This window comes from Patulibacter sp., from assembly GCF_030655195.1.
Taxonomy (GTDB): Bacteria; Actinomycetota; Thermoleophilia; order Solirubrobacterales; family Solirubrobacteraceae; genus Patulibacter.
On the sequence record NZ_JAURWA010000195.1, the window covers coordinates 52217 to 78007 of the forward strand.

The window sequence follows — 25791 nt, forward strand, 5'->3', positions numbered from 1 at the left end:
GGTCAGTAGACGAGGAGCGGCACGTGCGGGTGCTCGTGGTCCTCGTCGTGGTCGTGGTCGTCCAGCTCGTCCCGCTCCGGCGTCGGTGCGTCGCCGTTCCCGGAGGCCGCCGGCGGCCGGTCGCCACCCTCGGGGCCCTTCCGGGCGAGCGTCGTGAACAGCCGGAACTCGATCGCGCCGATCGCGACGTAGAGCACGATGAACACGCCCAGCGAGATCGCGATGGTCGAGACCCCGATCTTCGACACGGCGTCCTGGGTCTTCAGCAGGCCGGTGACGACCCACGGCTGGCGGCCGACCTCGGTGAACATCCAGCCGGCGGCGTGACCGAGGAAGCCCGCGGCGAGCGTCCCGAGCGCCAGGCGCCGGAACCACGTGCGCGTGGCGAGCCGCTCGATCCGTCCGGGCGCCCGGCGCATCAGCAGCAGCCCGACGACGGCGACCCCGAGCATCCAGAAGCCGAGCCCCATCATCAGACGGAAGGTCCAGTAGGTGACGCCGACGATCGGGTAGTACTCGGCCTCCGCGGGGTCGCGGCCCTGCGCCCGCTCGTAGGGCGCGAACCGACGCACGTCCTGCGCCTGCAGGTCGTCGATGCCCTCGACCGTCCCGTTGAAGCTGTTGGTCGCGAGGAACGAGGTCAGCCCCGGGATCTTCAGCTCGAACGACGGGCGGTCGGGCTTCTTCTCCAGCGGGGCGATCGTCATCAGGGACAGCGGGGCGCTCTTCTCCGTGGTGTAGAGCGCCTCGGCCGCGGCCATCTTCATCGGCTGCTTCTCGGTCATGTACTGCCCGAAGAAGTGGCCGACGACGATCGTCAGGAGCGAGGCGACGAGCATGCCCTTCAGACCCCAGGACAGCGAGCGGCGGAAGAACGCGGTCTCGTGTCCGGCTCGGCGTCCGAGGTGCCAGATCGAGATGCCGGCCATCAGCCCGGCGGCGGTCAGGACCGCGGCGGGGATCGTGTGGAGGTACGCGAAGACGGCGTTGCCGCTGGAGAGCACCGCCCAGATCGAGGTCAGGGCGGCGTTGCCGGTCTCCGGGTCGATGCGGTAGCCGACGGGGTGCTGCATCCAGGCGTTCGCCGCGAGGATGAAGTAGGCGGAGAGGTTCGTGCCGACGAAGACGAGCCAGATCGACGCGAGATGGAGCTTCTTCGGCAGGTGGTCCCAACCGAAGATCCAGATCCCCAGGAACGTCGACTCGAGGAAGAACGCGGCCAGGCCCTCCATGGCCAGCGGCGCGCCGAAGACGTCGCCGACGTAGCGCGAGTATGCGCTCCACGCCATGCCGAACTGGAACTCCTGCACCAGGCCGGTCGCGATGCCGATCGCGAAGTTGATCAGCAGCAGCTTGCCCCAGAACCGCGTCATCCGCCGGTACTGGTCGTCGCCTGAACGCACCCACCGCGTCTGCATCAGCGCGACGAGGCCCGACAGGCCGATCGTCAGCGGGACGAAGATGAAGTGGAAGACGGTGGTGAAGGCGAACTGCCAGCGTGCGAGCTCGAGGAGCATGGGGTCGTTTCGCGCCGAGGAGAGAGGGAGGGACGACCGATCTCCGGCCGCCCCGCCACGCTACGAAGCCCCTCTCCGCCGCTCATCCGTGCGGAATCCGCGACCGGCTGCGGACGACTACGGAGCGGCGACCGCGCCCACGCCGGCGACGGCCTCGGGGCGCAGCGGCGCCGGCTGGAGCCGGAACACCGTCCGCGCCGCACCGGCCGTCCCGTCGAGGACCGCGGCGATCGCCTCGTTCACGTCCTCCAGCCGGGCCTCGGTCCGCTCGACCCGCGTGAGTCCGCGGCGGTGCAGCTCGAAGACGTCGACGACGTCCTGGTGCGTCCCGACGATCGACCCCTTGATGGTCAGGCCGCCGACGACGGTCTCGAAGATCGGGACGCCCATCTCGTTCTCCGCCGGCATGCCGACGCAGACGAGCGTGCCGCCGCGCGACAGCGACCCGAGGGCCTGCTCGAACGCACGTGGACTGACGGCCGTCGCGATCGCCGCGTCGGCCCCGCCGAGGGCCTGGATCACGGCGACCGGGTCCTGCTCGAGCGGGTTGACGACGTGGTCGGCGCCGAGGGCGGTGGCGGTCGCCAGCCGCTCCGGGTTGATGTCCACCGCGATCACCTCGGCGCCGGTGATCCGCGCGTACTGCACCGCCAGGTGGCCCAGACCGCCGACGCCGAAGACGACGACCCGGCTCGACGACGTGCAGCCGGACTCCTTGACCGCCTTGTAGGTCGTGACGCCCGCGCAGGTCAGCGGTGCGGCGTCCGCCGGGTCGATGCCGTCGGGGACCCGGACGACGTGGCGCGACCAGCCCACGACGTACTCGGCGAGCCCGCCGTCGACGGAGTAGCCCGTGTTCTCCTGGGACGCGCAGAGCGTCTCGCGACCGGAGTTGCAGTACCGGCAGTCGCCGCAGGCGTAGCCGAGCCACGGCACCGCGACGCGCATCCCGAGCTCGAGGCCGTGGGCGTTGCCCAGCCCGAGCTGCTCGACCAGGCCGACGGCCTCGTGGCCGGGCACGAACGGCGGCGACGGCTTGGCCGGCCAGTCGCCGTGGGCGGCGTGGATGTCGGTGTGGCAGAGCCCGGACGCTTCGACGCGGACCAGGACCTGCTCGGGCCCGGGCCGCGGCACGGGGATCTCGTCGATCGTGAGCGGGTCGGTGAACTGGTGGACGACGGCGGCCTTCATGGCGTGCTCCTCGGGTGGTCCCGACGGGACGCCGGGCCCGTCCACCTTCACCCGCGGCTCCCGGCGCGTCATCGGGAGGGACCCCGGCGGGGACCGCGTAGTTCGTCCCCCGCGTGGACCTCCTCGGGACGACCGGACCCCGGACGGGAAGACCGGACCCCGGACGAGCACCGCGGACGGACCACGGTCCCCGTCGCGTACTCCGCCGCAGCCGGCCCGCCACGGTTCCGCGATGTGCCCGGGAGGCACGCATGGTCCGCTGGAGGAACTCCGAACATCGACCCGAGGACCCTCCATGGCCACCACCCTCAAGACCCCGACCGCCTTCCCCGAGCCCGGCTCCGCCGACAGCCCGGTGACCGTCCTGCCGCAGTACGGCAATTTCATCGGCGGCGCGTTCGTGCCCCCGGTCGAGGGCCGCTACCGCGACAATCGCACCCCGGTCACCGGCGAGGTCTTCTGCCGGGTCGCCGAATCGACTCCCGCCGACCTCGAGCTGGCGCTCGACGCCGCCCACGCCGCCAAGGACGACTGGGCCGCCCGCTCGCCGACCGAGCGCGCCGCCGTCCTGAACGCGATCGCCGACGCGATCGAGGACCACCTGGAGCTGCTCGCCGTCGCCGAGAGCTGGGACAACGGCAAGCCCGTCCGGGAGACGCTCGCCGCCGACCTGCCTCTGGCGATCGACCACTTCCGCTACTTCGCCGGGGCCGTCCGCGCCGAGGAGGGCCGGATCACCGAGATCGACGCGGAGACCTACGCCTACCACTTCCAGGAGCCGCTGGGCGTCGTCGGCCAGATCATCCCGTTCAACTTCCCGCTGCTGATGGCCGCCTGGAAGATCGCCCCGGCGCTCGCCGCCGGCAACTGCACCGTCGTCAAGCCCGCCAGCCCGACGCCGTGGTCGATCCTCAAGCTCTGCGAGGTCATCCAGGACATCGTGCCCAAGGGCGTCATCAACGTGGTGAACGGCCCGGGCGGCCGGATCGGCAAGGCGCTGGCGACGAACCCGCGCATCGCCAAGGTGTCGTTCACGGGGTCCACCGAGATCGGTCGGCAGATCATGGGCTACGCCGCCGAGAGCCTGATCCCCTCGACGACCGAGCTCGGCGGGAAGTCCCCGAACGTCTTCTTCGCCGACGTGATGGACGAGGACGACGCGTTCCTCGACAAGGCGGTCGAGGGCCTCGTGATGTTCGCCTTCAACAAGGGCGAGGTCTGCACCTCCCCCACCCGCGCGCTGGTCCAGGCGTCGATCTACGACCGCTTCATGGAGCGCTGCATCGCCCGCCTCGCCGTCCTGCGCCAGGGCGACCCGCTGGACCCGGCGACGCAGGTCGGCCCGCAGGTCTCCGCGCACCAGCGGGACACGATCGAGGGGTACGTCGCGATCGGCCGCGAGGAGGGTGCTGAGGTCCTGATCGGCGGCGACCGCCCGCAGTTCGGCGACCGCCTCGACGGTGGCTCCTTCTACGAGCCCACGGTGCTCCGGGGCCACAACGCGATGCGCGTCTTCCAGGAGGAGATCTTCGGCCCCGTCCTGGCCGTCACGACGTTCGAGGACGAGGCCGAGGCGGTAGCGATCGCCAACGACACGATGTACGGCCTGGGCGCCGGCGTCTGGACCCGCGACGGCTCGCGCGCGTTCCGCGTCGGGCGCGCGATCAAGGCCGGCCGCGTGTGGACCAACTGCTACCACCTCTACCCCGCCGGAGCCGCGTTCGGCGGCTACAAGGCCTCCGGCGTCGGCCGCGAGAACCACCGGATGATGCTCGACCACTACACGCAGACGAAGTGCCTGCTGGTCAGCTACGACCCGAACCCGCAGGGGCTGTTCTAGCCCCGACGGACCGCGCCCTCGCACCGACCCGGGCCGCGGCGGACGAGCGGCCCACGAGGACGGATCCATGGCCCTCGCTCAATCCCCGACGGGGGCGGTGCGCAGCGCGGCGACGACGTCGAGGGTCGAGACGATCCCGACAGGACGCTCGTCGTCGGTGACGACGGCGTGCGACGTCCCGTTCTCGGCGAGCGCGACGGCGATCACCAGCAGGTCGTCCTCCGCGTCGACGCAGAGCACCGGCGACCGGGCGATGCCGCCGGCGGTCGTGCCGCTGCCGGTGATCGCGCCGCGGACGAGGTCGAGGTCGGAGACCACCGACCAGACGAGACGGTCGCCGGAAGCGTCGTGGACGATGCCGTCGACGAGGAGGCAGTGGATCCGCTGGTCGGCCATCGCCGCGGCGACCTCGGCCAGCGGCGTCGACGGATCGCACGACGTGATCGGTGAGTGCATGACGTCGCGGGCGAACGTCGCGGCCAGGGAGCGGGTGAGGATCGTGGTCATCGCTCGACCGTACGGACGGGCCGTGGCGTCGCCATCCGCGAACACCCACCGCCGCGCGGGACGTTCTACGGAGTCGCCCGGGGCGTCCCAGCGCCAGATCCGCCAGATCGTGCGGGACGAGGCGATCATGACGGCCGACGTAGGGCGGCCCGGGCGACGTGGTCGGGGGTGCTCCTCGGGGCGTCAGACCCCGGTCCCCACGAGCGCCCCGATGCCGGAGGTGACCGCCATCGCGACGACGCCCCAGAGCACGACGCGGACGGTCGCCGGACGCACCGGCGCGCCGCCCAGGCGCGCGCCGGCGGTGCCGAGGGCCGCGAGGGCGACCAGGGTGACCGCGACGATCGTGACGGTGCGCGCGCCACCGGTGAGCAGGGCCGCCGCCAGCAGCGGCAGCGCAGCACCCGACGCGAAAGAGACCGCGGAGGACCACGCGGCCTGCAGCGGCCGCGCCCGGCGCTCCTCCTCGAGGCCGAGCTCGTCGCGCACGTGGGCGGCGAGGGCGTCGCGGTCGGTCAGGGACTGCGCCACCTGCAGCGCCAGGTCCGCCGAGAGCCCGCGGCCCTCGTAGATCCTCGCGAGCTCACGCAGCTCGCCCTCGGGGTCCGTGCGCAGCTCGCGCTGTTCGAGCCGGACGTCGGCGGCCTCCGTGTCGCGCTGCGAGCTGACGGAGACGTACTCCCCGGCGGCCATCGACAGCGCCCCGCCGACGAGACCCGCGACCCCGGCCGTCACCACGGCGCCGCTCGATGCACCGGAGCCCGCCACGCCGAGCACGAGGCTCGAGGTCGAGACGATCCCGTCGTTGGCGCCGAGGACCGCCGCGCGGAGCCAGCCGGCGCGGTGGCTGAGGTGGCGCTCGGCGAGGATCGCGGCGTCGGGCATCGAGGCGAGGCTACGCCCTCCCGCGTGGGCACCATCGTCGCGCCCCGCCGGCGCGCGCGCCGGCGACCCGGCGGCCCGTCCGGCGACGACGGCCCGCCCGGCGGACGTTGCGGGCAACTACCGGGGCGGCCGTCGGTCCCTCCCCGATGGTCCGCGGGGACGGCGGTCGTAGCGTCCCTGCGGACCGGAACCGCCACCCCAGGACCACCATGCGCTCGCAGATCATCGTCGGATACACCGACACCGAGGGAGGCCGGGACGCGCTCGAGCTCGCCCTGACGCTCGCCGAGGCCGACGATGGGCGGGCGGCGCTCACGGTCGCGTCGATCTGGCCGGTGAACCCCCACGAGATGGTCCAGCCCGGCGTGCACATCGCCTACGAGCGGGCGCTCGCCGCGGACGCGGAGAGCCGGCTCCAAGGCGCACGGGACCACTGCGGTGACCGCGAGGACGTCTCGTTCGTCGCCCGCGGCGGGACCTCCCCCGCCCACGGTCTGCAGCTCATCGCCCAGGAGCTCGGGGCCGAACTGATCGTGGTCGGGCGCAGCCACACCGGCCCGGTCGGGCGCGCGTTCGTCGGCAGCGTCACGGAGCAGACCCTGCACGGCGCGGCGTGCGCCGTCGCCGTCGCGCCGAAGGGCTACGCCGGCACCGAACACCGCGTGGCGCTGGTCGCGGTCGCCTACGACGGGTCCCCAGAGAGCGAGCACGCGCTCGCCCACGCCCTCCGGATCGCGAGGGACCGGGGCGCGGCGCTGCGGCTCGTGCGCGTCGTCGAACCCATGCCGGTCGCCTACGGCGGGATGGTCGATCCCTACCCGTTCGCCCTCCGGCACTCCGACGTCGAGGACCAGCTGCACGCCGTCGTCGAGCGCATCGACGGCGTCCCCGTCACGACCGCGATGGTCGACGGCACCGCGGCCCACGCCCTCGCGGAGCAGGCCGCCGACGCGGACCTCCTCGTCACGGGCTCCCGCGACTTCGGGCCCGTCGGCCGGATCCTCCTCGGGGGCACGAGCTCCCGGCTGTCCCGCCACTGCGCCTGCCCGTTGCTCGTCGTCCCGCGGTCGACCGCCGACGCGGTCGCGCCGGCCTTGGCGGCCGACGCCGCGGTGGCCGCGCCCTGACCGGCCGCGACGTGCGGACAAGTACCCGCGGGGTCGGGGCTCGGCCCCGATGGCGGGGCCGCCGGCCGCTGCGATCGTCGGGGACGACCGGATCCCGAGCACCGAGCGACCCATGAGCACGACCGACGAGACCACCCGCACGCTCCCCCCGGAGCAGCAGAACGCGACCGTCGCGGTCTACGCGGACCTGCAGCACGCCGAGGACGGCGTGCGCGCCCTGGAGGCCGCCGGGTTCGACATGACCCAGCTCTCGATCGTGGCCCGCGGCGAGCAGACCGAGCGCCACGTGATCGGCTTCGACGACCGTCGGCACCGCGAGCAGACGTGGGCGGGCTGGGGTGCGCTCTGGGGCGTGCTGTTCGGCGCGTTCTTCTTCGTCCCGGGGATCGGCAACGTCGCGTTCGGCGGCTGGCTGCTCTTCTCGATCGTCGGCGGGGCGCTCGGCGCGGGGATGGGGGCCATCACCGCCGCGCTCGCGTCGGTGGGCGTGCCCGACGACGCGAGCCTCCGGTACGTCACCGCGATCAAGGCCGACAAGCAGCTCGTCGTCGCCCACGGCACCGCCGACGACATCGCCTTCGCCCACCGCGTGCTGGACGGCGGCGACGCCGAGACCGTCGAGTCGCACCTGGGTCGCACCGCCGTGCCGGACCGGAAGGCCTGATCCCGTGTTCCACCGCATCCTCGTCGGCTTCGACGGCACCCCGGCGGCGCGCAGCGCCCTGCGGTTCGCCGTCTCCGTGGCCGCACCCGACTCGTCGATCACCGTCACGACCGTCGCGATCGAGCGTGCCGAGACCGGCTTCGCCGCCGAGGTCGACGCACTGACCGGCGTCACCGCGGACGACCGCACCCTGCTGGCCGAGGCCCGCGACCTGCTGGGCGACCGGGCCGGGGTGTCGTACCGCTCCCCGGTCGGGCCGAGCGTCGGGACCGTGCTGCACCGCCTCGCCGCCCAGCACGAGGCCGACCTCGTCGTGGTCGGCGCCGGGCACCGCCACGGACTGCGACGCGTCCTGTCGGGCAGCGACGCGGAGGATGCGCTGCACGGCGCGACCTGCGCCGTCTGCGTCGTCCCGGAGCGGGACGCGGGACCGCTGCACCGGATCGCGGTGGGGTTCGACGGCTCGGACGCCTCGCGCCCCGCCGTCGCCGTCGCGGCCGCCGTCGCCGGGCAGACGGGCGCCGCGCTGGACGTCGTCACCGTCGTCGACACGGACCACCCGTTCGACGCCGGCCCCGACGGCACGGACCTCCCGCACGAAGGTCGCCGCCTGCTCGACGCCGAGGTCGCCCGGCTCGGCGCCGACACGCCCGCCCACGCCGTCCTGACGGAGGGCGATCCGACGGCGCAGCTGCTCCGCGCCGCCCACGACGTCGACCTGCTGGTCCTGGGCGGCCGCGCCCGCGGGCCGGTCCTCCGTCGTCTGCTCGGCAGCGTCGCCGACGAGGTCGTCCGGCTGGCCCCGTGTCCCGTCCTCGTGGTGCCCGAGCACGCCGCGGCCGGAGCGGTCCCGGCCGGCGCGGCGGCCGGCGACGCGACGCCCGCCCGGCGCGGGGTGTCCTGGTAGGGACCAGGACGGGCGGGTCCGCGCGCCGCCGCCGGGGCGGGCCGGGATCCCGTCAGCGGGTCTCCATGCGCAGCAGCTGCGCCGCGAACGCGTCGCGGTCCGCTGCCGCCGGCTGGCGCAGCGCCCCGACCGGGAACCGCACCGTCACGCTCGTCCCCGACGGCACGACCGGGAGGATCTCCACGTCGCCGCCGAGGCGCCGGGCCCGGCGTGACAGCCGCCCGAGACCGATGTGTCCCGCGGCCCGTGCCGCGTCGGCCTCGGCGGGATCGAGGCCGACGCCGTCGTCGACGACGCGCAGCACCAGGTCGTCGCCGGCCAGGGCGATTCCCACGACGGCCGTCGTCGCTGCCGCGTGCCGGGCGACGTTCGTCACCAGCTCGCGCACGGTCTCTCGGACGACCGGGTCGTTGAAGCCGTCCGTGCCGGGCTCGACGTCCACCACGATCCGCACCCGACCCCGGATGCGCAGCGCGCCGACGACGCGATCGATCGCCTCCCGGAGGGGCAGCTCGTCCAGCGACGGCTCGTGCATCGCCCCGGTGAGGGCCCGCAGCTCGGCGGTCATCCGACGCAGACCGTCCTGCAGCCCGGCCAGGGCGACCGGATCGCCCGCGACCGCCCCCGCGCAGTCCTGGCGGAGCCCGAGGACCTCCTGCAGCGCTCCGTCGTGCAGCGCGTCGGCCAGCCGTGTCCGCTCCCGGAGCACGACGGCCCACCTCAGGTCGTCGTCCCGCAGCTCGCTCAGCGTGGCCATCGGTACCTCCTGCGGCGGGCACGTGGCCTGCCTTCGAGACCGAACCGCTCCCGCGGCGCGACCATCCTCGTCCTTCGGGAGCCGCCCACAGGGGGTGCGGCGCGTACTCCGTCCCTCCGACGCTAGTCCTCTGCGCCCCGATTGCAAGGGGACCTGGTCCTCAGCCCAGCCGCAGCTGCACGTCGACGCCCTCGACGCGGCGGTCCGCGTGCACCGGCAGGTGGACGAGGCCGCGGGCCTCCAGGTACGGCGAGAGGTAGTGCCCGGAGACCTTCGACGGCGGCCACCAGAGCGGCCGGTCGTCCGCCTCGCTCCGGCCGCTCTCCCCCGGTCCGCGGCGAAGGAAGCGGTCGCCGTGACCGGTCAGCAGGCGTCCCCGGAGCTCCGGGACGTACGGCAGCGGCGAGACGTGCCCCCCGGCGTGCGAGGCGATGCAGGTGGCGACGGCGTCCGCCTGCTGGCAGGCGAGCCCGCCCTGCTTCACCGGGTGGGTCGTGGCGTCCCCGGCGGCCCAGACCCCGTCGACGCCGGCGACGGAGCCGAAGCGGTCGACCGGCAGGAAGCCCTGGGCGTCGCTCGGCAGACCCGCGATGCGCGGGCCGTCGAGGAGCGGGAGCGCGACGATCCGCTCGACGTGGAGGTCCTGCCCGTTCCCGAGGTCGACGTGGTTGTTGCGCGCGACGTCCGCCCGGACGCCGGCGTGCAGCGTGATGCCGGCCGCTCGCAGCAGGTCGGCGACCGCCGCACCGGCCTCCTCGCCGAAGATCTCGAGCGGGACCCGCTCCGGCGTGACGAGGTGCAGCTCCACGTCGTCGGCGTCCATCCCCCACACGTCCTGCGCGGTCATCAGCGCGAGCTCGTAGAGCGGCAGCGGCCAGGTGCTGCCGTCGGGGACGACGAACGCGACGCTCTGGGAATAGCCCTCCTCGAGGTCCGCCAGGAGACCGCCGATCGCCAGGAAGTCCGACCCGAAGGTCAGGCTGTGGCCGAACGCGGGCCGCGCCTCGGCCCCGACCGCGACGACGAGCACGTCGTAGGGCTCGTCCGGCCCCGTCGAGCACCGGACGGTTCGTCGCTCCGCGTCGACGCCGGTGACGGCGGTCCGGCGGAACCGACCGCCGTGCTCGTCCATGAACGCCGCGAGGTCCAGCCGGTCCGCGTGGCCGCGGGCGAACGGCCGGGCGACGTTCAGCGGCCGCAGGGTGAACTCGGGCTCGGGGGCGATCATCGTGGTCCGCACCAGCCCCGGGGCCAGGTCGTGGAGGGCCAGCACGAGCTCCAGCGCGGCGATGCCGCCCCCGACGACGACGACTGCGGGGCGTTCTGCGGGCGCGCTGCGATCCATGACGACATCGTCCGCCCGGCGACCCTGGACGGCATCCGGGACCGACCACCGGAGACCGCGTGGTTCCTACCCGTCGGCGCCGGCGCCGGGGGGCCGGAGCGGCAGGTCGAGGGCCACGACGGTGCCGCCGCCCGACCCCGGACCGATCGTCGTCACGCCGCCGGCGAGCGCCGCCCGCTCCAGCATCCCGACCACCCCGAAGCCCGACCCGACCGGGGCCTCCGGGCGGCGGTCGCCACCGGCGCCGGGAGCGGCACCACCCCCGCCCGGTCCCCGCCCGTCGTCGACCACCCGGAGCAGGAACCGGTCGGCGTCCTGACGGACCACGAGCTCGACGGACGACGCCCCGGCGTGCTTGAGCACGTTGGTCACCGCCTCCTGCGCCACGCGGTAGGCGGTCGTCTCGACCTCGGGCGGGAGCCGCGCCCGACCCAGGTCGATGTCCACCCGGGCGCGTACCCCGGTCCCGCCCGTCAGGCGGGCGACGAGCGTGCGGAGCGCGGGCTCCAGCCCCAGCTCGTCGAGGGCCGCGGGGCGCAGATCGGCGATGATGGCCCGCAGCGCCTCGATCTCGTGCTCGACCTGCCCGACCGCAGACTCCACCGCGGGCCGTCCGGTTCCCGAGGGCGCGCGCAGCGCCCCGCCCAGGAGGATCTTCAGCGACGCGAGGCCCTGGAGCGTCTGGTCGTGCAGCTCCCGCGCCCAGCGGGTGCGCTCGGCCTCCGCGGCGGCCATCGTGTCCTGCAGCCGCTGGCGCTCGACCAGGCGGGCCGTCGCGACGGCCGTCGACGCGCTGGCCGCGAAGGCCGCGAGCGTCCGCTCGTGGTCGGCACCGAACGTCGTCGAGGTCCCCCGGCGATCGAACGCCACCAGCACGCCGAGGCCCTGGCCGCGGTGGGTCAGCGGGACCACGAGGGCGCTGCGGGCACCGTCCATCCCGAACTCCGCCGGGTCGGCCCGCAGTGACCGGGCGTCGGCGACGCGTACGGGCCGACCGGTCCGGAGCGCCTCGCCGGCGGTCGATCCGTCGACCGGGATCGACGCCGCGGACGGCACCTCCTCGTCCCCGGCGACCGCGGCGATCCGCAGCTCGTCGCCCTCCCGCAACCAGATCAGCAGGCCGTGGGCGTCGACGAGCTCGCGGGCCCGACGGGCGATCAGCTCGAGGATCGGAGGGAGCCCGGTGTCGGAGCCGATCGCCTCGGCGATCTCGATCGTCGTCCGCATGGTCTGCTCGACCTCGGCCCGTCCGCGGGCGGACTCGGCGAACAGCCGGGCGTTGTCGATCGCGATCCCCGCCCACTGCGCGAGCGTCACGATCGAGTCCACATCGTCGTCGTCGAAGTCCTCCCCGGTCCGCTTCTCCGACAGGTAGAGGTTCCCCCAGATCCGGCCGTGGACCGTGATCGGTGCCCCGAGGAAGCTCCGCATCGGCGGATGGCCGGGCGGGAACCCGTAGGAGCGCGGATGTTGCGAGATGTCGTGGAGCCGGATCGGGGTCGGGCGATCGATCAGCAGGCCGAGGATCCCGTGGCCGCGGGGGAGGTCCCCGATGGTCTCGCGGGTCTCCTCGTCGAGCCCGAGCGTGAGGAACTCGGCCAGGCCGGTCCGCGCCTCGTCGAGCACCCCGAGCGCGGCGTACCGCGCGCCGGTCAGGTCCCGGCCCGCGACGAGCAGGCGGTCGAGCATGGTCTGCAGGTCGAGCTCGGCGGTCAGCGCCCGGCCCGCGGCCAGGAGCCGCTCGAGGCGGACGACGTGGCGCTCGGAGGCGTCGATGGGAGTGGGCACGGGCACGGCGAGCGTAGCCGTGTTCCTCGCGCCCCCGTCCGCGACGGACCGGCGGCCCGGCGGGGGCGGGCTTCGCGGTGGGCGTACGCTCGAGGGATGAGCGCCATCCGCATCGTCCTCGCGGATGACCACCAGGTGGTGCGCGCCGGTCTCGGGATGCTGCTCGAGGTCGTCGACGGCATCGAGGTCGTCGCACAGGCCGGCGACGTCGACGCGACGCTGCGCGCCGTCCTCGGCCACAAGCCCGACGTCCTCGTCCTGGACCTGAACATGCCGGGCACGCTCACCTCGCTCGAGGCGATCCCGCTCGTCCGGGAGCGCTCCCCCCTGACCGCGACCGTCGTCCTGACGATGCAGGAGGACCCGGAGTACGCACGGCGGTCGCTGCGCGCCGGGGCCATGGGCTACGTCCTCAAGGAGTCCGCCGACACCGAGCTCGTCGAGGCGATCCGGCGGGCGGCCGACGGCCAGACCTACCTCAACCCCTCGCTCGGCGCCCGGCTCGTCGCGATGCCCGAGAAGCCCACGGGCCCGCCCGGGGACCTCTCCGGCCGCGAGGTCGAGGTGCTCCGGCTCCTGGCCCTCGGGCACACCAACGCCGAGGTCGGGGACCGGCTGTTCCTGTCGGTCCGCACGGTCGAGACCCACCGCGCGCACGTGCAGCAGAAGCTCTCGCTCAGCACCCGGGCCGAGCTCGTCCGCTACGCGCTGGATCACGAGCTGCTCGGCGGCGCCTGACGGGCGTAGAGCTCCTCGGTCAGCAGCGCGATCCGCTCGGTCAGCTCGGTGTTGACCCGCAGGAGTTCGCGCAGCCCGGCGGTCTGCTGCTCGACGTGTGCACGCTGCTCCTCGGCGACCCGGGAGTCCTGCGCCGCGGTCACTTCGTCGCGGTCCGCCTGGCGGGTCTGGGCCAGCAGGATCAGCGGCGCTGCGTAGGCCGCCTGCGTCGAGAACGCGAGGTTGAGCAGGATGAACGGATAGGGGTCCCAGCGCATCGAGACGGCGACCGCGTTCAGGGCGATCCACACCGCCACCAGGACCGTCTGCCCGACGATGAACTGCGGCGTGCCGAAGAGCCGGGCGAAGCGCTCGGCGAGCCGGCCGAACCGGTCGGCCCCGAACGGGCTGTGGGCGACCTCGGAGGCGACGCGGTCGAGGACCGATGGCCTCCGGCGGGCGGGCGTGGTGCTCACGACCCCGGGCCCCCGGCGGTCGCGAGGCGGCCGGCGGCGTCCGTGGTGCCGGCGTCCGCGGACGCGATCCCGCGGTAGGTCACCTCGGCCTCGCCCGGGCCGGCCGCCCGGACGTGCGTCCCGGCATCGCCCGCGACGAGCCCCGCCAGATCCGCGAGCCGTCCGATCACCGCCCGGCCGCCCGTCGCCTCGACGAAGCCGCAGACCGCGTCGACCTTCGGACCCATCGAGCCCTCTGGGAACGTCTGTCTCCGCAGCCACGCCGGCGACGCGCTCTCGATCGCCCGAGCATCGGGACCGCCCCACCCGACGTAGACCGCGTCGACGTCGGTGGCCAGCACGAGCAGATCGGCGTCGAGACCCTCCGCCAGGAGCGCCGACGTGAGGTCCTTGTCGATCACGGCCTCGACACCCACCAGCCGCCCCGCGTCGGCGACGACCGGGACGCCGCCCCCGCCGGCGCAGACCACGAGGAAGCCGCCCGCCACGAGGGTCCGGACGGCCGCGAGCTGCACGATCCGCCGCGGTACCGGGGAGGGGACCACGCGGCGCCAGTCCTCGCCGTCCTCCCGGACCTCCCACCCGTGCTCGCGGGCCAGGTGCGCCGCGCGTTCTGCGTCGTAGACCGGTCCGATGAACTTCGTGGGCGTCCGGAAGGCGGGATCGTCGGCGTCGACGACCACGCGGGTGATGACCGTGACGACCTCCTGACGGTCGATCGCGTCGTCGAGGGCGGACTCGATCACGTAGCCGATCTGGCCCTCGGACTCCGCGTCCAGCACGTCCAGCGGGTAGGGAGCGCCGTCGGCGTAGGCGTCCTCCTTCAGGGCGAGCAGGCCCACCTGCGGCCCGTTGCCGTGGGTCACCACCAGCCGGGCACCGCCGGCCACAGCCGCGAGCGCGTGCGCGGCCTGCCGGGCCGAGCGCTGTTGCCCCGCGGCGGTCGCGGGCTCCCCTCGGCGCAGGAGCGCGTTGCCGCCCAGGGCGACGACGGCGAGCGGGCGCGGGGCACGGGTCTGCATGCCTCCATCGTCGTCCCCGGTCTCCGCTGCGCGTACGGGGTTGTCCGCAGTCCGGCTGCGGACTCGTCCCTGCGCCGGGTGCGGCGGCCGGCGGATGGCACGCCCCTCGGCGCCGCTCAGAGTGCGGTCACACCCCGGGACACCGGGCGACCGAACACCGAAGGAGCGTCGAGATGACCCAGGAGCTGGCCCCAGCACCACCCCGCAGCGAGCGGCCCGAGGGCATCCGTCCACCCGACGGGCACGAGCCGCCGGTCGTCCCGGAGCCTCCCGAGGCCGACGCCGACCCGTCCCCGGCCGGGAAGCCCCGGCGCTTCCCGACCGCCTTCACGGTGCTCGCCGGCGTGCTGCTCGTCGTCTGGCTGCTGTCGTTCGTGATCCCGTCCGGGGCCTACGACGTCGACCCGAAGTCGGGTGGCCCCGTCCCCGGCACCTACCACCGGGTCGACACCGACAAGTCCGTCGTCCACCAGTTCTCGAAGCTCTGGGCCGCGCCCACCAACGGTCTCTACGGCGTCGAGAACGACCGCGGCGGGGTGAGCGTCGACAACACCGGGACGCTCTACGGGTCCGCGCAGATCTTCTTCTTCGTGCTCGCCATCGGCGCGTTCATCACGGTGACGATGAAGACGGGCGCGATCCAGACCGGGATCGGACGTCTGGCCCTGCGGTTCAGACGGAGCCCCGCGATCCTGATCGTCGTCCTGATGGTGGTCTTCGCGCTCGGCGGGACGACCGAGGGGATGTGGGAGGAGACCCTCGGGTTCTTCGTCCTCCTCGTCCCCCTCACCCTGGCGCTGGGCTTCGACCGCATGACCGGCGCGGGGATCGTCTTCCTCGGCTGCGGCTCGGGGGTCCTCGCCTCCACGGTCAACCCGTTCGCCACCGGCGTGGCCTCCGACGCCGCCGGGGTCGGCGTCGGCGACGGCATCGCCCTGCGCCTGCTGATGTGGATCGTGATCGTCGGCGTCGCCATCGCCTACGTGCTGCGGTACGCGTTCCGGGTGCGCAAGGACCCGACCCGCTCGGTCCTCGGCCCCGCCGGCCTGACGTCCGCGGGTCTGCCGATGGCCGACGAAGCGGCCGGCGACGTCGCGCCCCTGACCCGCCGGCAGGGCTTCGTGCTCGTCCTCTTCTTCTCCGCCTTCGCGCTGATGATCTACGGGTTCATCCCGTGGGACGAGATCTGGCAGACGATCTTCTCGGCCGACTTCCCGCTGCCGACGTTCGAGGCCTTCTACTTCGCCCAGGCGAGCGTCCTGTTCCTCGTCATGGCCGTCGTCATCGGCATGGTCGCCAAGCTCGGCGAGAAGGGGACGGTCGGCGCGATCGTCGGCGGCGCCTCGGACTTCCTCGGACCGGCGCTGATCATCGTCCTGGCCCGCGCAGTGACCGTGGTGATGAAGAACGCCGAGGTCACCGACACGCTCCTGCACTGGATGGAGAACGGCGTCTCGGGGACCTCCGGCGGCGTCTTCGGCGGGATCGCGGTCCTCGTCAACATGCCCATCGCGTTCCTCGTGCCGTCGTCCTCGGGCCACGCCGCGCTGGTGATGCCGATCCTCGGACCCCTCGCGGACTTCGCGAGCGTCCCACGGTCGATCGCCGTCACCGCGTTCCAGTCCGCGTCGGGCCTCGTGAACCTGATCACGCCGACCTCCGCGGTGATCATGGGCGGCCTCGCGCTCTCCAAGATCGGCTACGACCGCTACCTGCGCTTCGTCCTGCCGTTCTTCGCCATCGCGCTGGTCCTCTGCCTGGCGTTCGTCGGTGTCGGCGCGGTGGTCTCGTGACCGGCCGACGCGCGCCGGGTCGGGCCGGCGGCGGCCCTGCGGCCGACGGCCGCCGTCGTCCCCACCCGGGCCGGACGCGCCCTGCCACCTCACCGGGGTCCACGGACCCCAGTACGTCCATCTCCCACGAGAAGAGCTCCACCATGCCGTTCCCCGCCGACGCCGCCATCACCGGCTCCCACTCCCCCACCGTCACGGACTTCTTCGTCGCTCCGGACGGGAGGACCAGCGCCGCGGCGCCGGAGAGCGGGGCCCGTGAGGGCTTCAGCGTCGACTCCGAGGTGGGCCGGCTGCGCAAGGTCATCGTCCACCGTCCGGGCCTCGAGCAGCGCCGGCTCACCCCGGACAATGCGGCCGAGCTGCTCTTCGACGACGTCATCTGGGTCCGCAAGGCGAAGGTCGAGCACGCCGCGTTCGTCCAGGTGCTGCAGGAGCGCGGCGTCGAGGTCTTCGACGCCGAGGACCTGCTGCTGCAGACCCTCGAGGTCCCCGCCGGCAAGGCGTTCGTGCTCGACCAGGTGCTGAGCGAGCGCCGCGTCGGGCAGTACCTCGCCCACAGCGGTCGCGAGTGGGCGGAGGGCGCGAGCGCCCGCGACGTCTCGAACTTCCTGATCGGCGGCATGACCAAGGAGGAGCTCGAGGACGGGGCCGGCCTGTTCTACGACTCCTCCAGCCCGATGGCGATGATGCTGCCGCCGCTGCCCAACTTCCTCTTCCAGCGCGACCCGTCGTCGTGGATCTACGGCGGCGTGACGATCAACCCGATGACGAAGGCGGCCCGCAAGCCGGAGACCGCGATCATGGAGGCGATCTACCGCTTCCACCCGATGTTCGCGGCGGACGGCGGGACCAACGTGTGGTTCGGCGGCGTCGAGCAGGACTGGGGCGCCTGCACGATCGAGGGCGGCGACGTGCAGACGATCGGCAACGGCGCGGTGATGATCGGCATGGGCGAGCGGACCACCCCGCAGTCGGTCGGGATCCTCGCCCGGAACCTCTTCGACGCGGGCGCGGCGACCCTCGTCCTGGCGGTCCAGCTGCCCCCGTCGAGGTCCTACATGCACCTCGACACCGTGCTGACGATGGTCGCCCGCGACGTCGTCACGCTCTACCCGGCGGTCGTCAACGACGACGTGCGGGTCTGGACGCTGCGGCCCGGCGGCGAGGGCGAGCTGCCGGTCGTCGAGGTCTTCGACGGCACGATCCTGGACGCGATGGAGATGGCGCTCGAGGTCGACCGCCTGCGCGTCGTGCCGACCGGCGGCGACGTCGCCGAGCAGGCCCGCGAGCAGTGGGACGACGGCAACAACGTCGTCTGCGTCGAGCCCGGCGTCGTCATCGCCTACGAGCGCAACGTGGACACGAACGCCCGCCTGGAGCAGGCCGGCATCGAGGTCATCACGATCGACGGCTCCGAGCTCGGGCGCGGCCGCGGTGGCTCGCACTGCATGACCTGCCCGATCGATCGCGAGGCGTAGGACATGTACAACCTCCGCAACCGCTCGTTCCTCAAGGAGCTGGACTTCACCCGTGAGGAGCTGGGGCACCTGCTGGCCCTCGCGGCCTCGCTGAAGACCGCGAAGTACGCCGGCACGGAGGTGCCCCGGCTCTCGGGGAAGAACATCGCGCTGATCTTCGAGAAGAGCTCGACGCGCACCCGCTGCGCGTTCGAGGTCGCCGCCCACGACCAGGGTGCGCACGTCACCTACCTCGACCCGACGGGATCGCAGATGGGCCACAAGGAGTCGATCGCCGACACGGGAGCCGTCCTGGGCCGGATGTTCGACGCGATCGAGTACCGCGGCTCGGCGCAGTCCAACGTCGAGGACCTCGCCGCCCACGCCGGCGTCCCCGTCTTCAACGGGCTGACGAACGAGTGGCACCCGACGCAGATGCTCGCCGACGTCCTGACGATGCTCGAGCACACCGGCAAGCCGGCCGACGAGCTCGTCTACGCCTTCGTCGGGGACGGCCGGTACAACATGGGCCGCTCGCTCCTGATCACCGGCGCGATCCTCGGCGCCGACGTCCGGATCGTCACCCCGGCGGCGCTGCGCCCGCCGGAGGACGTGATCGCCCGGGCCCGCGAGATCGCCGAGACCTCGGGGGCGCGGATCACGATCAGCGACGACCTCGCAGACGTCCAGGGCGTCGACGCGGTCCACACCGACGTGTGGGTCTCGATGGGCGAGCCCGACGACGTGTGGGCCTCCCGCGCGAAGGAGCTCGCGCCGTTCCAGGTCAACGCGGCGCTGATGGCGTCCACCGGCAACCCCCGCGCGATCTTCATGCACTGCCTCCCGGCGTTCCACGACGCCGGCACGACCGTCGGGGCCCGGATCGCGGAGGCAACCGGGATGCACGAGGGCCTCGAGGTCACCGACGAAGTCTTCCGCTCGCCCGCCTCGGTCGTCTTCGACCAGGCCGAGAACCGGCTGCACACGATCAAGGCCGTGCTCGTCGCGACGCTCGCGTAGCGGGCGGGCTCAGGACGCGACGGCGCATCGGGCCCCGCCCTGGACCTTCGCCCGGTACATCGCCCGGTCGGCGGCCTCGATCAGGGCCGTCGGCGCCTGGGTCCCGGGCGTCGCGCACGCGAGACCCGCGCTCGCCGTCACGGTCACCGACACCCCGGTCGACGGCAGCTCGAACGGGTGCCCGAGGTCGTCGAGCAGCCGCTCCGCGATCGTCGTCGCGGTCGCGAGCGGCACGCCCCGGAAGAGGACGACGAACTCGTCGCCCCCGAGCCGGCCGAGGAGGTCCCCGGACCGCAGGGAGCCGGTAAGTCGTCCCGCCACCGCGAGGAGGAGCTCGTCCCCGGTGCGGTGCCCGTAGGTGTCGTTGACGGCCTTGAAGCCGTCGAGGTCGATGAACGCGACCACCACCGGGGCGTCGCCGTGCAGGGGGTCGAGGCGGTCGCGGACGGTCTCCAGGAGGTGCGCCCGGTTCGCGAGCCCCGTGAGGTCGTCGTGGGTCGCCGCATGGATCGCCCGCCGCTCCTCCGCCGCGCGGCGGGGGTCGTCGAACATCGCCGGGCCACGCAGGAGCTGCCCGTAGCGGCGGCGCATCGACAGGTACCAGACCGCGATGCACGCGGTGCCGGCGTCCCACAGGACCATCGGGGCCGCCGGGGTCGCCGACGCCATCCCCGATCCGTGCCCCGCGTGAAGCGCGTGCACCGCGTGGAAGGCATGGCCGATCGAGCAGGAGAAGAAGATCAACGCCGTCGCGAGACCCAGCGGGTTGCTCCGGAGCTGGTGCTGGCGGACGAGGCCCTGCAGGATGAAGAAGGCGATGAACCCGTACGGCACGGCGATCGCGACGTTCGCCGCGACGTTCAGCGTGCTCACGGTCGCAGCGCGGACGCAGCCGGCGGTCCGGCCGTGATGGGACGCGGCTGCACGAGCATCCACCATCGAATAGCCGATGCCGAACCCGCGTGGCGGTCGGCTGGCCGAGTTGGCCGTCCCGGACGGTCGGGAGCGGTCGTCCGCCGGTCGCCCCGCACGTCGACCGCGGCGTCGGTGGTTCTCCGCAGACCGGCTGCGGACCGACCCGCGGGACGACCGTGGCGGGCACCGGATGCCACGACCGCGCCGACCGCGCAGAGTGCGGGAGACCGCCGGGACACCGCCCGACCGAGTACCACGAGGAGGGCCCGATGCAGGACACGGCCACCGTCCGGGAAGCCGACAGGCACCCCGGTCAGGACGTCGACCCGGAGGAGGACGCGACGCGCCTGCTCGAGCACCTGCGCACGCGCACCGGCGGCCTCGACGAGCGCGAGGCGGCCCGCCGCCTCTTGCAGGTCGGCCCGAACGAGATCCGACGCGAGACCGGCCCGCCGTGGTGGCGGGCCGTCGTGGACCAGTTCGTCCACCCGCTCGCCCTGCTGCTGTGGCTCGCCGCGGGGCTGTCGCTTCTCACCTCGTCCTACGCGCTGGCGGCCGCGATCATCGTCGTCATCGTCCTGAACGCCGCGTTCGCGTTCGTGCAGGAGCGTCAGGCCGAGCACGCCACCGAGGCGCTGCGCGACCTGCTCCCGGCGACGGCGCGGGTCCGCCGCGGCGGGGCGCTCGTCGAGGTCGCGGCCACCAGCCTGGTCCCCGGCGACCTGCTGCTGCTCGCCGAGGGCGACCGGCTCTCCGCCGACGCCCGGCTCATCTCCGGCGACGTCGAGGTCGACCTGTCGCCGCTGACGGGCGAGTCGCAACCGGTCTCGCGCACCGCGCGCCGGATCGGGCCACCGGCCCCGCCGCTGGAGGCCGAGGACCTCGTCTTCGCCGGCACGCTCTGCACCGGCGGCGACGGCCAGGCCGTCGTCTACGGCACCGGCATGCACACCCAGCTCGGCCGGATCGCCGCACTGTCGCAGACCGTCGTGACCGAGAGCTCGCCGCTGCAGCGTCAGGTGAACAAGGCCGCCAAGCTCATCGCCCTCGTGGCGATCGGGCTGGGCGTCGCGTTCTTCGTCGTCGGCCACCTCGTCGCGGGGCTCAGCCTGTCCGATGCGGGCGTCTTCGCCATCGGCCTGCTCGTCGCGAACGTCCCCGAGGGGCTGCTGCCCACGATCACCCTCGCCCTCGCGGTCGGTGTCCGCCGCATGGCGAGGCGCCGCGCGCTGGTCAAGAAGCTCACCGCCGTCGAGACGCTCGGCTCCACCGACGTCATCTGCACCGACAAGACCGGCACCCTGACCGAGGGCCGGATGACCGGGACGTCGCTCTGGCAGGACGGGGTGATCACGGCGATCCCCTCGGGGACGGCCACGCCCCCGGTCACCGAGCTCCTCCGCGCCGCCGTCTTCTGCAACAACGCGACGCTGACCCGCGACGGCACCGGGTGGTCGCGCAGCGGCGACCCGAGCGAGAGCGCGCTGCTGCTCGCCGCCGCCGAGCTCGGGGTCGACGTCCCCGCGATCCAGGACGCGCGGGACCGCGACCGCCTGCGGCTCTTCGCCTTCGACGCGCGCCTGAAGCGGATGGCGACGCTGGACCGCGCCGCAGCCGGACCCGCCCGCATCCACGCCAAGGGCGCCCCGCTGGGCCTCCTCGAGCACTGCACGACCGTGCGCACCGCCGACGGCGGCGAGCGCCCGCTGGACGCCGCGGGCGTCGCTGCCGTCACCGCCGCGTTCCACGCCTACGCCGCCGACGGCCTGCGCGTCCTGGGGATCGCCGGTCGCGACGCACCTGACGTCTCCCGCGACCGTGCCGACGACCGCGACCTCGCGGAGTCCGGCCTCTGCTTCCTCGGCCTGATCGCCATGCGCGACCCGCTGCGTCCTCAGGTTCCCGCCGCCGTGGCGGACTGCCGCCGCGCCGGGATCCGCATCATCGTCATCACCGGCGACGACGGCCTGACCGCCGGGGCGATCGCCCGCGAGGCCGGGATCGTCGACGGCGACGACGCGCAGGTCGTCACCGGCCCCGAGCTCGACGCGCTGGACGACGCCGGCCTGGACCGCGTGCTGCGCGACTCGCCGCACCTGATCGTCGCCCGCAGCTCGCCCGAGGCGAAGCTGCGCATCGTCGACGGCCTGCGCGCCCAGGGCCACACCGTCGCGATGACCGGCGACGGCGTCAACGACGCCCCCGCCCTGCGCCGCGCCGACATCGGCATCGCGATGGGCGCCTCGGGCACCGACGTCGCCCGCGAGGCCGCCGACATGGTCCTCACCGACGACGACTTCGCGTCGATCGTCGCCGCCGTCAAGGAGGGGCGGACGGTCTACGACAACATCCGCAAGTTCGTCGTCTACATCTTCGCCCACGCGACGCCGGAGATGATCCCGTTCCTGCTCTATGCGCTGTCGGGCGGCAACATCCCGCTGCCGCTGACGGCGCTGATGATCCTCGCGATCGACCTGGGCACGGAGACGCTGCCGGCCCTCGCGCTCGGCCGGGAGCCCGCCGAGCCGGGCCTCATGGACCAGCCGCCTCGTCCGCGGACCAGCGGCATCCTCACACGGTCGATGCTCGTCCGCGCCTGGCTCTGGCTCGGGCTGCTCGAGGCGGTCCTCGTGATGGGCGGCTTCTTCTTCGTCCTCGTGCGCGCCGGCTGGTCGCCGGGCGACGCGACCGGGCCGGGGACCGACCTGCACGGCGCCTACCTGCAGGCCACGACGATGACCTTCGCCGGCATCACGATGTGCCAGGTCGGCACGGCGTTCGCGGCGCGAACGAGCCGCGCGTCGCTGCGCCAGATCGGCCTGTTCACCAACCCGATGCTCCTGTGGGGAATCGCGTTCGAGCTCGTCTTCGCCGCGGCGCTGATCTGGCTGCCGCCGCTCCAGGACGTCTTCCGCACCGCGTCCCTGGGCGTCGCCGAGGTGGCGATCCTCCTGACGTTCCCGTTCGTCGTCTGGGGCAGCGACGAGCTGCGCCGGGCCGCGGTGCGGCGCCGGGCCGGCGCACCCACGGAGGTGGTCCGTGTCCACGGCTAGCCCCACGCGGTCGCCCGGGACGGCCGAGTCCCCGCCGCACGCGCTCGACGGCGCGGACGTCGCCTCCTGGACCGCCACCGACGTCGCGTCGGGACTCGCTGGGGCGGACGCCCGCGAGCGCCTCGGACGCGACGGGCCGAACGCGATGCGCACGGGGGAGCCCGTGCGTCCGCTGGCGATCCTGCTCACCCAGCTGACCGCCCCGATGCTCCTCCTGCTCGCGGGCGCGGGCGTCCTCTCCGCCGTGCTCGGGGACCTCGCCGAGGCCGGCGTGATCTTCGTCGTCGTGCTCCTGAACGCCTGGATCGGGTTCCGACAGGAGTTCCGGGCCGAGCGGGCGATGGCGGCGCTGCAGGCCATGGCCGCGCCGTCGGTCACCGTCGTCCGTGACGGGGCGTCCGCCGAGCTGCCCGTCGCGGAGGTGGTGGCCGGCGACGTCGCGCTCCTGGACGCCGGCGCCCGCGTCCCCGCCGACGGGCGCCTGCTTGAGGCGATGGCGTTGCGGGTCGACGAGTCCGCCCTGACGGGCGAGTCCGCCCCGGCGCAGAAGCACCCGCGGCCCGTCGCCGCCGCGACGCCGCTGGCCGAGCGCGCCTCGATGGCCTACGCCGGCACCAGCGTGACGGCCGGCCGCGGCCGTCTGGTCGTGACCGCCACGGGGTCCGACACCGAGCTCGGACGCATCGCCGGGCTGCTCGACGGGGCCGACCCCGGACAGACCCCGCTGCAGCGCCGCCTCGACGTCCTCGTCCGCCGGCTCGCCTCGGCGGCGGGCGCGATCGTCCTCGTGGTCTTCGTCCTCGGCCTGCTGCGCGGGGAGCACCTCGACGTGCTGCTGCTGACCGGCGTCAGCCTCGCGGTCGCCGCGATCCCGGAGAGCCTGCCCGCCGTCGTCACCATCACCCTCGCGCTGGGGGCCCAGCGGATGCTGCGCCGCGACGGGCTGATCCGTCGCCTCTACGCGGTCGAGACGCTCGGGTCGGTGACGACGATCTGCTCCGACAAGACGGGCACGCTCACCCAGAACCGCATGACGGTCACCGTGCTGGACGTGGCCGGCGAGCGGCGGACGCTGGACACCCCCGCGGCCGGCGGGGCGGACGACCTCCGCACCGACGCGTCCCCGACGATCCGGCTGCTGCTCACCGGAATCGCGCTCTGCAACGACACCACCGAGGACGAGGCGGGGGCGCTGCTGGGCGACCCGACGGAGACCGCGCTCGTGGCGGCGGCCGGACGCCACGGCCTGCGCCACGCGGCGCTCCTCCGGGCGTGGCCCCGCCGGTTCGAGCTGCCGTTCGACTCCGACCGCAAGCGGATGACGACGGTCCACCGTCGTCCCGCGGCCCCGCACGGCCCCGGCGCGGACGACGCCGCCGGCGACCCGCTCGGGACGCTCGACCTGCCGGGCCCGCGCGGCACGCTCGGGGCGCCCGCCGCGGTGAGCTTCACGAAGGGCGCCGTCGACGGCCTGCTCGCACGGTGCACCACCGTGGCCGTCGGGCCGGTGGCCCACCCGCTCGACGCCGCGCTCCGGGCGCGGGTCCGCGGCAGCGCCGATGCCCTGGCCGCCGACGGCGTCCGCGTCCTCGGCCTCGCCGTCCGGGCCTGGCCCGCCGACGGACCGGAGGTCCCCGAGGACGGCGCCCTCGAGCGGGACCTCACGTTCGTCGGGCTGGTGGGCATGGTCGACCCGGTCCGGCCGGGCGTCCGGGACGCCGTCGCCACCTGTCGCACCGCCGGCATCCGCGCCGTGATGATCACGGGCGACCATCCGCTGACCGCCGCGGCGATCGGCCGCGACCTGGGCCTCCCCGGTGCGGACGCCGGCGCCCGGACCGGGGCGGAGCTCGACGAGCTGGACGACGCGGACCTCGACCGCGTGGTGCGGGAGACCGCGATCTACGCGCGCGTCTCGCCGGAGCACAAGATCCGCATCGTCGAGGCCCTGCAGCGCCGCGGCGAGGTCGTCGCCATGACCGGCGACGGCGTCAACGACGCACCCGCGCTCAAGCAGGCCGACATCGGCGTCGCGATGGGCATCACCGGCACGGACGTCACGAAGGACGCCGCCGACATGGTGCTGCTCGACGACGACTTCTCGACCATCATCGGGGCGGTCCGCGAGGGCCGCGTCGTCCTCGACAACATCCGCAAGTACATCCGCAACATCCTCAGCGGCAACGTCGCCGAGGTCAGCGTCATGGTCCTCGCGCCGCTCGCGGGGATGCCGATCCCGCTGCTGCCGCTGCAGATCCTCTGGCTGAACCTCGTGACCGACGGGCTCCCGGCGATGGCGCTCGCCGTCGAACGTCCCGAGGACGGCGTCATGGACCGGACGCCCACCCCGCTGCGGGAGAGCCTGCTGGGCGCCGACCGCGGCGTGCGGATCCTCACCCGGGGCGCCCTGCTCACCGTGCTCGTCCTCGTGCCGGCGTACCTCCTCTGGGACGCCGGCGACGCGGCGTGGCAGAGCGTCCTCTTCACCTCGATCGCGATGGCGGAGCTCGCCGGCGGCTTCGCCATGCGGTCCGAGCAGGTCTCGCTGCGCCGACTCGGCCCGTTCTCCAACCGCGCGCTCGTCGGTGCCGTCGCCCTGACCGTCGCGCTCCAGGTGGTGCTCGTCACCGTGCCCGTCCTGCGCGACCTGCTCGGGCTGGAGCCCCTCGGAGCGGCGCACTGGCTCCTGGTGCTCGGCGTCGCCGCGGCGTACCTCGCCGGGGTCGAGCTCGACAAGGCCGTGCACGGACGGCGGCGCCGGAGCGCCGCGGCGGCCGGGTAGTTCGCCGCGACCCGGCCCGGCGGGTCTA

At 73.9% G+C, this 25791-nt stretch carries 20 protein-coding genes; 10 read left to right on the plus strand and 10 right to left on the minus strand.

Features of this window, described 5'->3' with window-relative positions; translation table 11 throughout:
- Positions 1-2 precede the first annotated feature (2 nt).
- Positions 3-1517 carry a cytochrome ubiquinol oxidase subunit I gene (locus Q7T67_RS20815; RefSeq protein WP_304794591.1) on the minus strand — a complete coding sequence of 505 codons (1515 nt, stop codon included), beginning with the start codon at positions 1515-1517 and terminating at the stop codon, positions 3-5.
- Positions 1518-1634: 117 nt separating this feature from the next.
- Positions 1635-2708 (minus strand): zinc-dependent alcohol dehydrogenase, encoded by a 1074-nt coding sequence (locus tag Q7T67_RS20820; RefSeq protein ID WP_304794594.1) that lies wholly within the window; start codon positions 2706-2708, stop codon positions 1635-1637.
- 295 nt (positions 2709-3003) lie between these two features.
- Between Q7T67_RS20820 and Q7T67_RS20825 the strand changes: the two genes are divergently transcribed.
- A complete protein-coding gene (locus tag Q7T67_RS20825; protein ID WP_304794597.1) occupies positions 3004-4548 on the plus strand; it encodes an aldehyde dehydrogenase family protein in 1545 nt (514 codons plus the stop codon).
- 78 nt (positions 4549-4626) lie between these two features.
- Here Q7T67_RS20825 and Q7T67_RS20830 read toward each other — a convergent pair whose 3' ends face one another.
- Together Q7T67_RS20830 and Q7T67_RS20835 are read right to left on the minus strand one after the other, a co-directional pair.
- Complete coding sequence (locus Q7T67_RS20830; RefSeq protein WP_304794600.1) at positions 4627-5055, minus strand: cyclic nucleotide-binding/CBS domain-containing protein; 429 nt, start codon at positions 5053-5055, stop codon at positions 4627-4629.
- Between the two features lie 183 nt (positions 5056-5238).
- The gene (locus tag Q7T67_RS20835) at positions 5239-5940 is read right to left on the minus strand and encodes a VIT family protein (RefSeq protein ID WP_304794603.1); all 702 of its coding nucleotides are present in this window, start codon (positions 5938-5940) and stop codon (positions 5239-5241) included.
- Positions 5941-6149: 209 nt separating this feature from the next.
- Here Q7T67_RS20835 and Q7T67_RS20840 point away from each other — a divergent pair, with 209 nt between their 5' ends.
- The 3 genes from Q7T67_RS20840 (at position 6150) to Q7T67_RS20850 (ending at position 8638) form a co-directional block, all read left to right on the plus strand.
- Positions 6150-7067: a universal stress protein gene (locus tag Q7T67_RS20840; protein ID WP_304794606.1), complete on the plus strand. Its 918-nt coding sequence runs from the start codon at positions 6150-6152 to the stop codon at positions 7065-7067.
- Positions 7068-7179: 112 nt separating this feature from the next.
- Positions 7180-7731, plus strand: a complete 552-nt coding sequence (locus Q7T67_RS20845; protein ID WP_304794609.1) for a DUF1269 domain-containing protein — start codon at positions 7180-7182, stop codon at positions 7729-7731.
- Between the two features lie 4 nt (positions 7732-7735).
- Positions 7736-8638, plus strand: coding sequence for a universal stress protein (locus Q7T67_RS20850; RefSeq protein ID WP_304794612.1), 903 nt, complete (start codon positions 7736-7738; stop codon positions 8636-8638).
- Between the two features lie 52 nt (positions 8639-8690).
- Here the strand turns inward: Q7T67_RS20850 and Q7T67_RS20855 are convergent, their stop codons facing one another.
- From Q7T67_RS20855 to Q7T67_RS20865, 3 genes are all read right to left on the minus strand, one after another.
- Entirely contained in the window at positions 8691-9395 is a 705-nt protein-coding gene (locus Q7T67_RS20855) for a sensor histidine kinase (RefSeq protein ID WP_304794615.1), read from the minus strand.
- A 160-nt stretch (positions 9396-9555) separates the two neighbouring features.
- On the minus strand, positions 9556-10740 hold the full coding sequence (locus Q7T67_RS20860; protein WP_304794618.1) for an NAD(P)/FAD-dependent oxidoreductase: 1185 nt from the start codon (positions 10738-10740) through the stop codon (positions 9556-9558).
- Between the two features lie 66 nt (positions 10741-10806).
- On the minus strand, positions 10807-12528 hold the full coding sequence (locus tag Q7T67_RS20865; RefSeq protein WP_304794621.1) for a GAF domain-containing sensor histidine kinase: 1722 nt from the start codon (positions 12526-12528) through the stop codon (positions 10807-10809).
- Between the two features lie 96 nt (positions 12529-12624).
- On the opposite strand from Q7T67_RS20865, the gene Q7T67_RS20870 reads away from it, so the two are divergent.
- Positions 12625-13266 (plus strand): response regulator transcription factor, encoded by a 642-nt coding sequence (locus tag Q7T67_RS20870; RefSeq protein ID WP_304794624.1) that lies wholly within the window; start codon positions 12625-12627, stop codon positions 13264-13266.
- On the opposite strand, the gene Q7T67_RS20875 is transcribed toward Q7T67_RS20870, so the two are convergent.
- Together Q7T67_RS20875 and arcC are read right to left on the minus strand one after the other, a co-directional pair.
- Positions 13242-13721 (minus strand): DUF1003 domain-containing protein, encoded by a 480-nt coding sequence (locus Q7T67_RS20875; RefSeq protein WP_304794627.1) that lies wholly within the window; start codon positions 13719-13721, stop codon positions 13242-13244. The genes Q7T67_RS20870 and Q7T67_RS20875 overlap by 25 nt on opposite strands.
- On the minus strand, positions 13718-14743 hold the full coding sequence (arcC, locus tag Q7T67_RS20880) for a carbamate kinase (protein WP_304794630.1): 1026 nt from the start codon (positions 14741-14743) through the stop codon (positions 13718-13720). The genes Q7T67_RS20875 and arcC overlap by 4 nt, the downstream gene beginning before the upstream one ends.
- A 173-nt stretch (positions 14744-14916) precedes the next feature.
- On the opposite strand from arcC, the gene Q7T67_RS20885 reads away from it, so the two are divergent.
- The 3 genes from Q7T67_RS20885 to argF all read left to right on the plus strand — a co-directional run bounded on the left by Q7T67_RS20885 (position 14917) and on the right by argF (position 19013).
- Positions 14917-16536 carry a YfcC family protein gene (locus Q7T67_RS20885; RefSeq protein WP_304794633.1) on the plus strand — a complete coding sequence of 540 codons (1620 nt, stop codon included), beginning with the start codon at positions 14917-14919 and terminating at the stop codon, positions 16534-16536.
- A 143-nt stretch (positions 16537-16679) separates the two neighbouring features.
- A complete protein-coding gene (locus tag Q7T67_RS20890) occupies positions 16680-18014 on the plus strand; it encodes an arginine deiminase (RefSeq protein WP_304794636.1) in 1335 nt (444 codons plus the stop codon).
- A gap of 3 nt (positions 18015-18017) precedes the next feature.
- Positions 18018-19013, plus strand: coding sequence for an ornithine carbamoyltransferase (argF, locus tag Q7T67_RS20895; protein WP_304794639.1), 996 nt, complete (start codon positions 18018-18020; stop codon positions 19011-19013).
- Positions 19014-19022: 9 nt separating this feature from the next.
- Here argF and Q7T67_RS20900 read toward each other — a convergent pair whose 3' ends face one another.
- Complete coding sequence (locus tag Q7T67_RS20900) at positions 19023-19886, minus strand: GGDEF domain-containing protein (RefSeq protein ID WP_304794643.1); 864 nt, start codon at positions 19884-19886, stop codon at positions 19023-19025.
- Positions 19887-20197: 311 nt separating this feature from the next.
- Here Q7T67_RS20900 and Q7T67_RS20905 point away from each other — a divergent pair, with 311 nt between their 5' ends.
- Together Q7T67_RS20905 and Q7T67_RS20910 are read left to right on the plus strand one after the other, a co-directional pair.
- Positions 20198-22981 carry a cation-transporting P-type ATPase gene (locus Q7T67_RS20905; protein ID WP_304794646.1) on the plus strand — a complete coding sequence of 928 codons (2784 nt, stop codon included), beginning with the start codon at positions 20198-20200 and terminating at the stop codon, positions 22979-22981.
- Positions 22968-25763, plus strand: coding sequence for a cation-translocating P-type ATPase (locus Q7T67_RS20910; protein ID WP_304794649.1), 2796 nt, complete (start codon positions 22968-22970; stop codon positions 25761-25763). Before Q7T67_RS20905 ends, Q7T67_RS20910 begins: the two co-directional genes overlap by 14 nt.
- Positions 25764-25791: the final 28 nt, after the last annotated feature.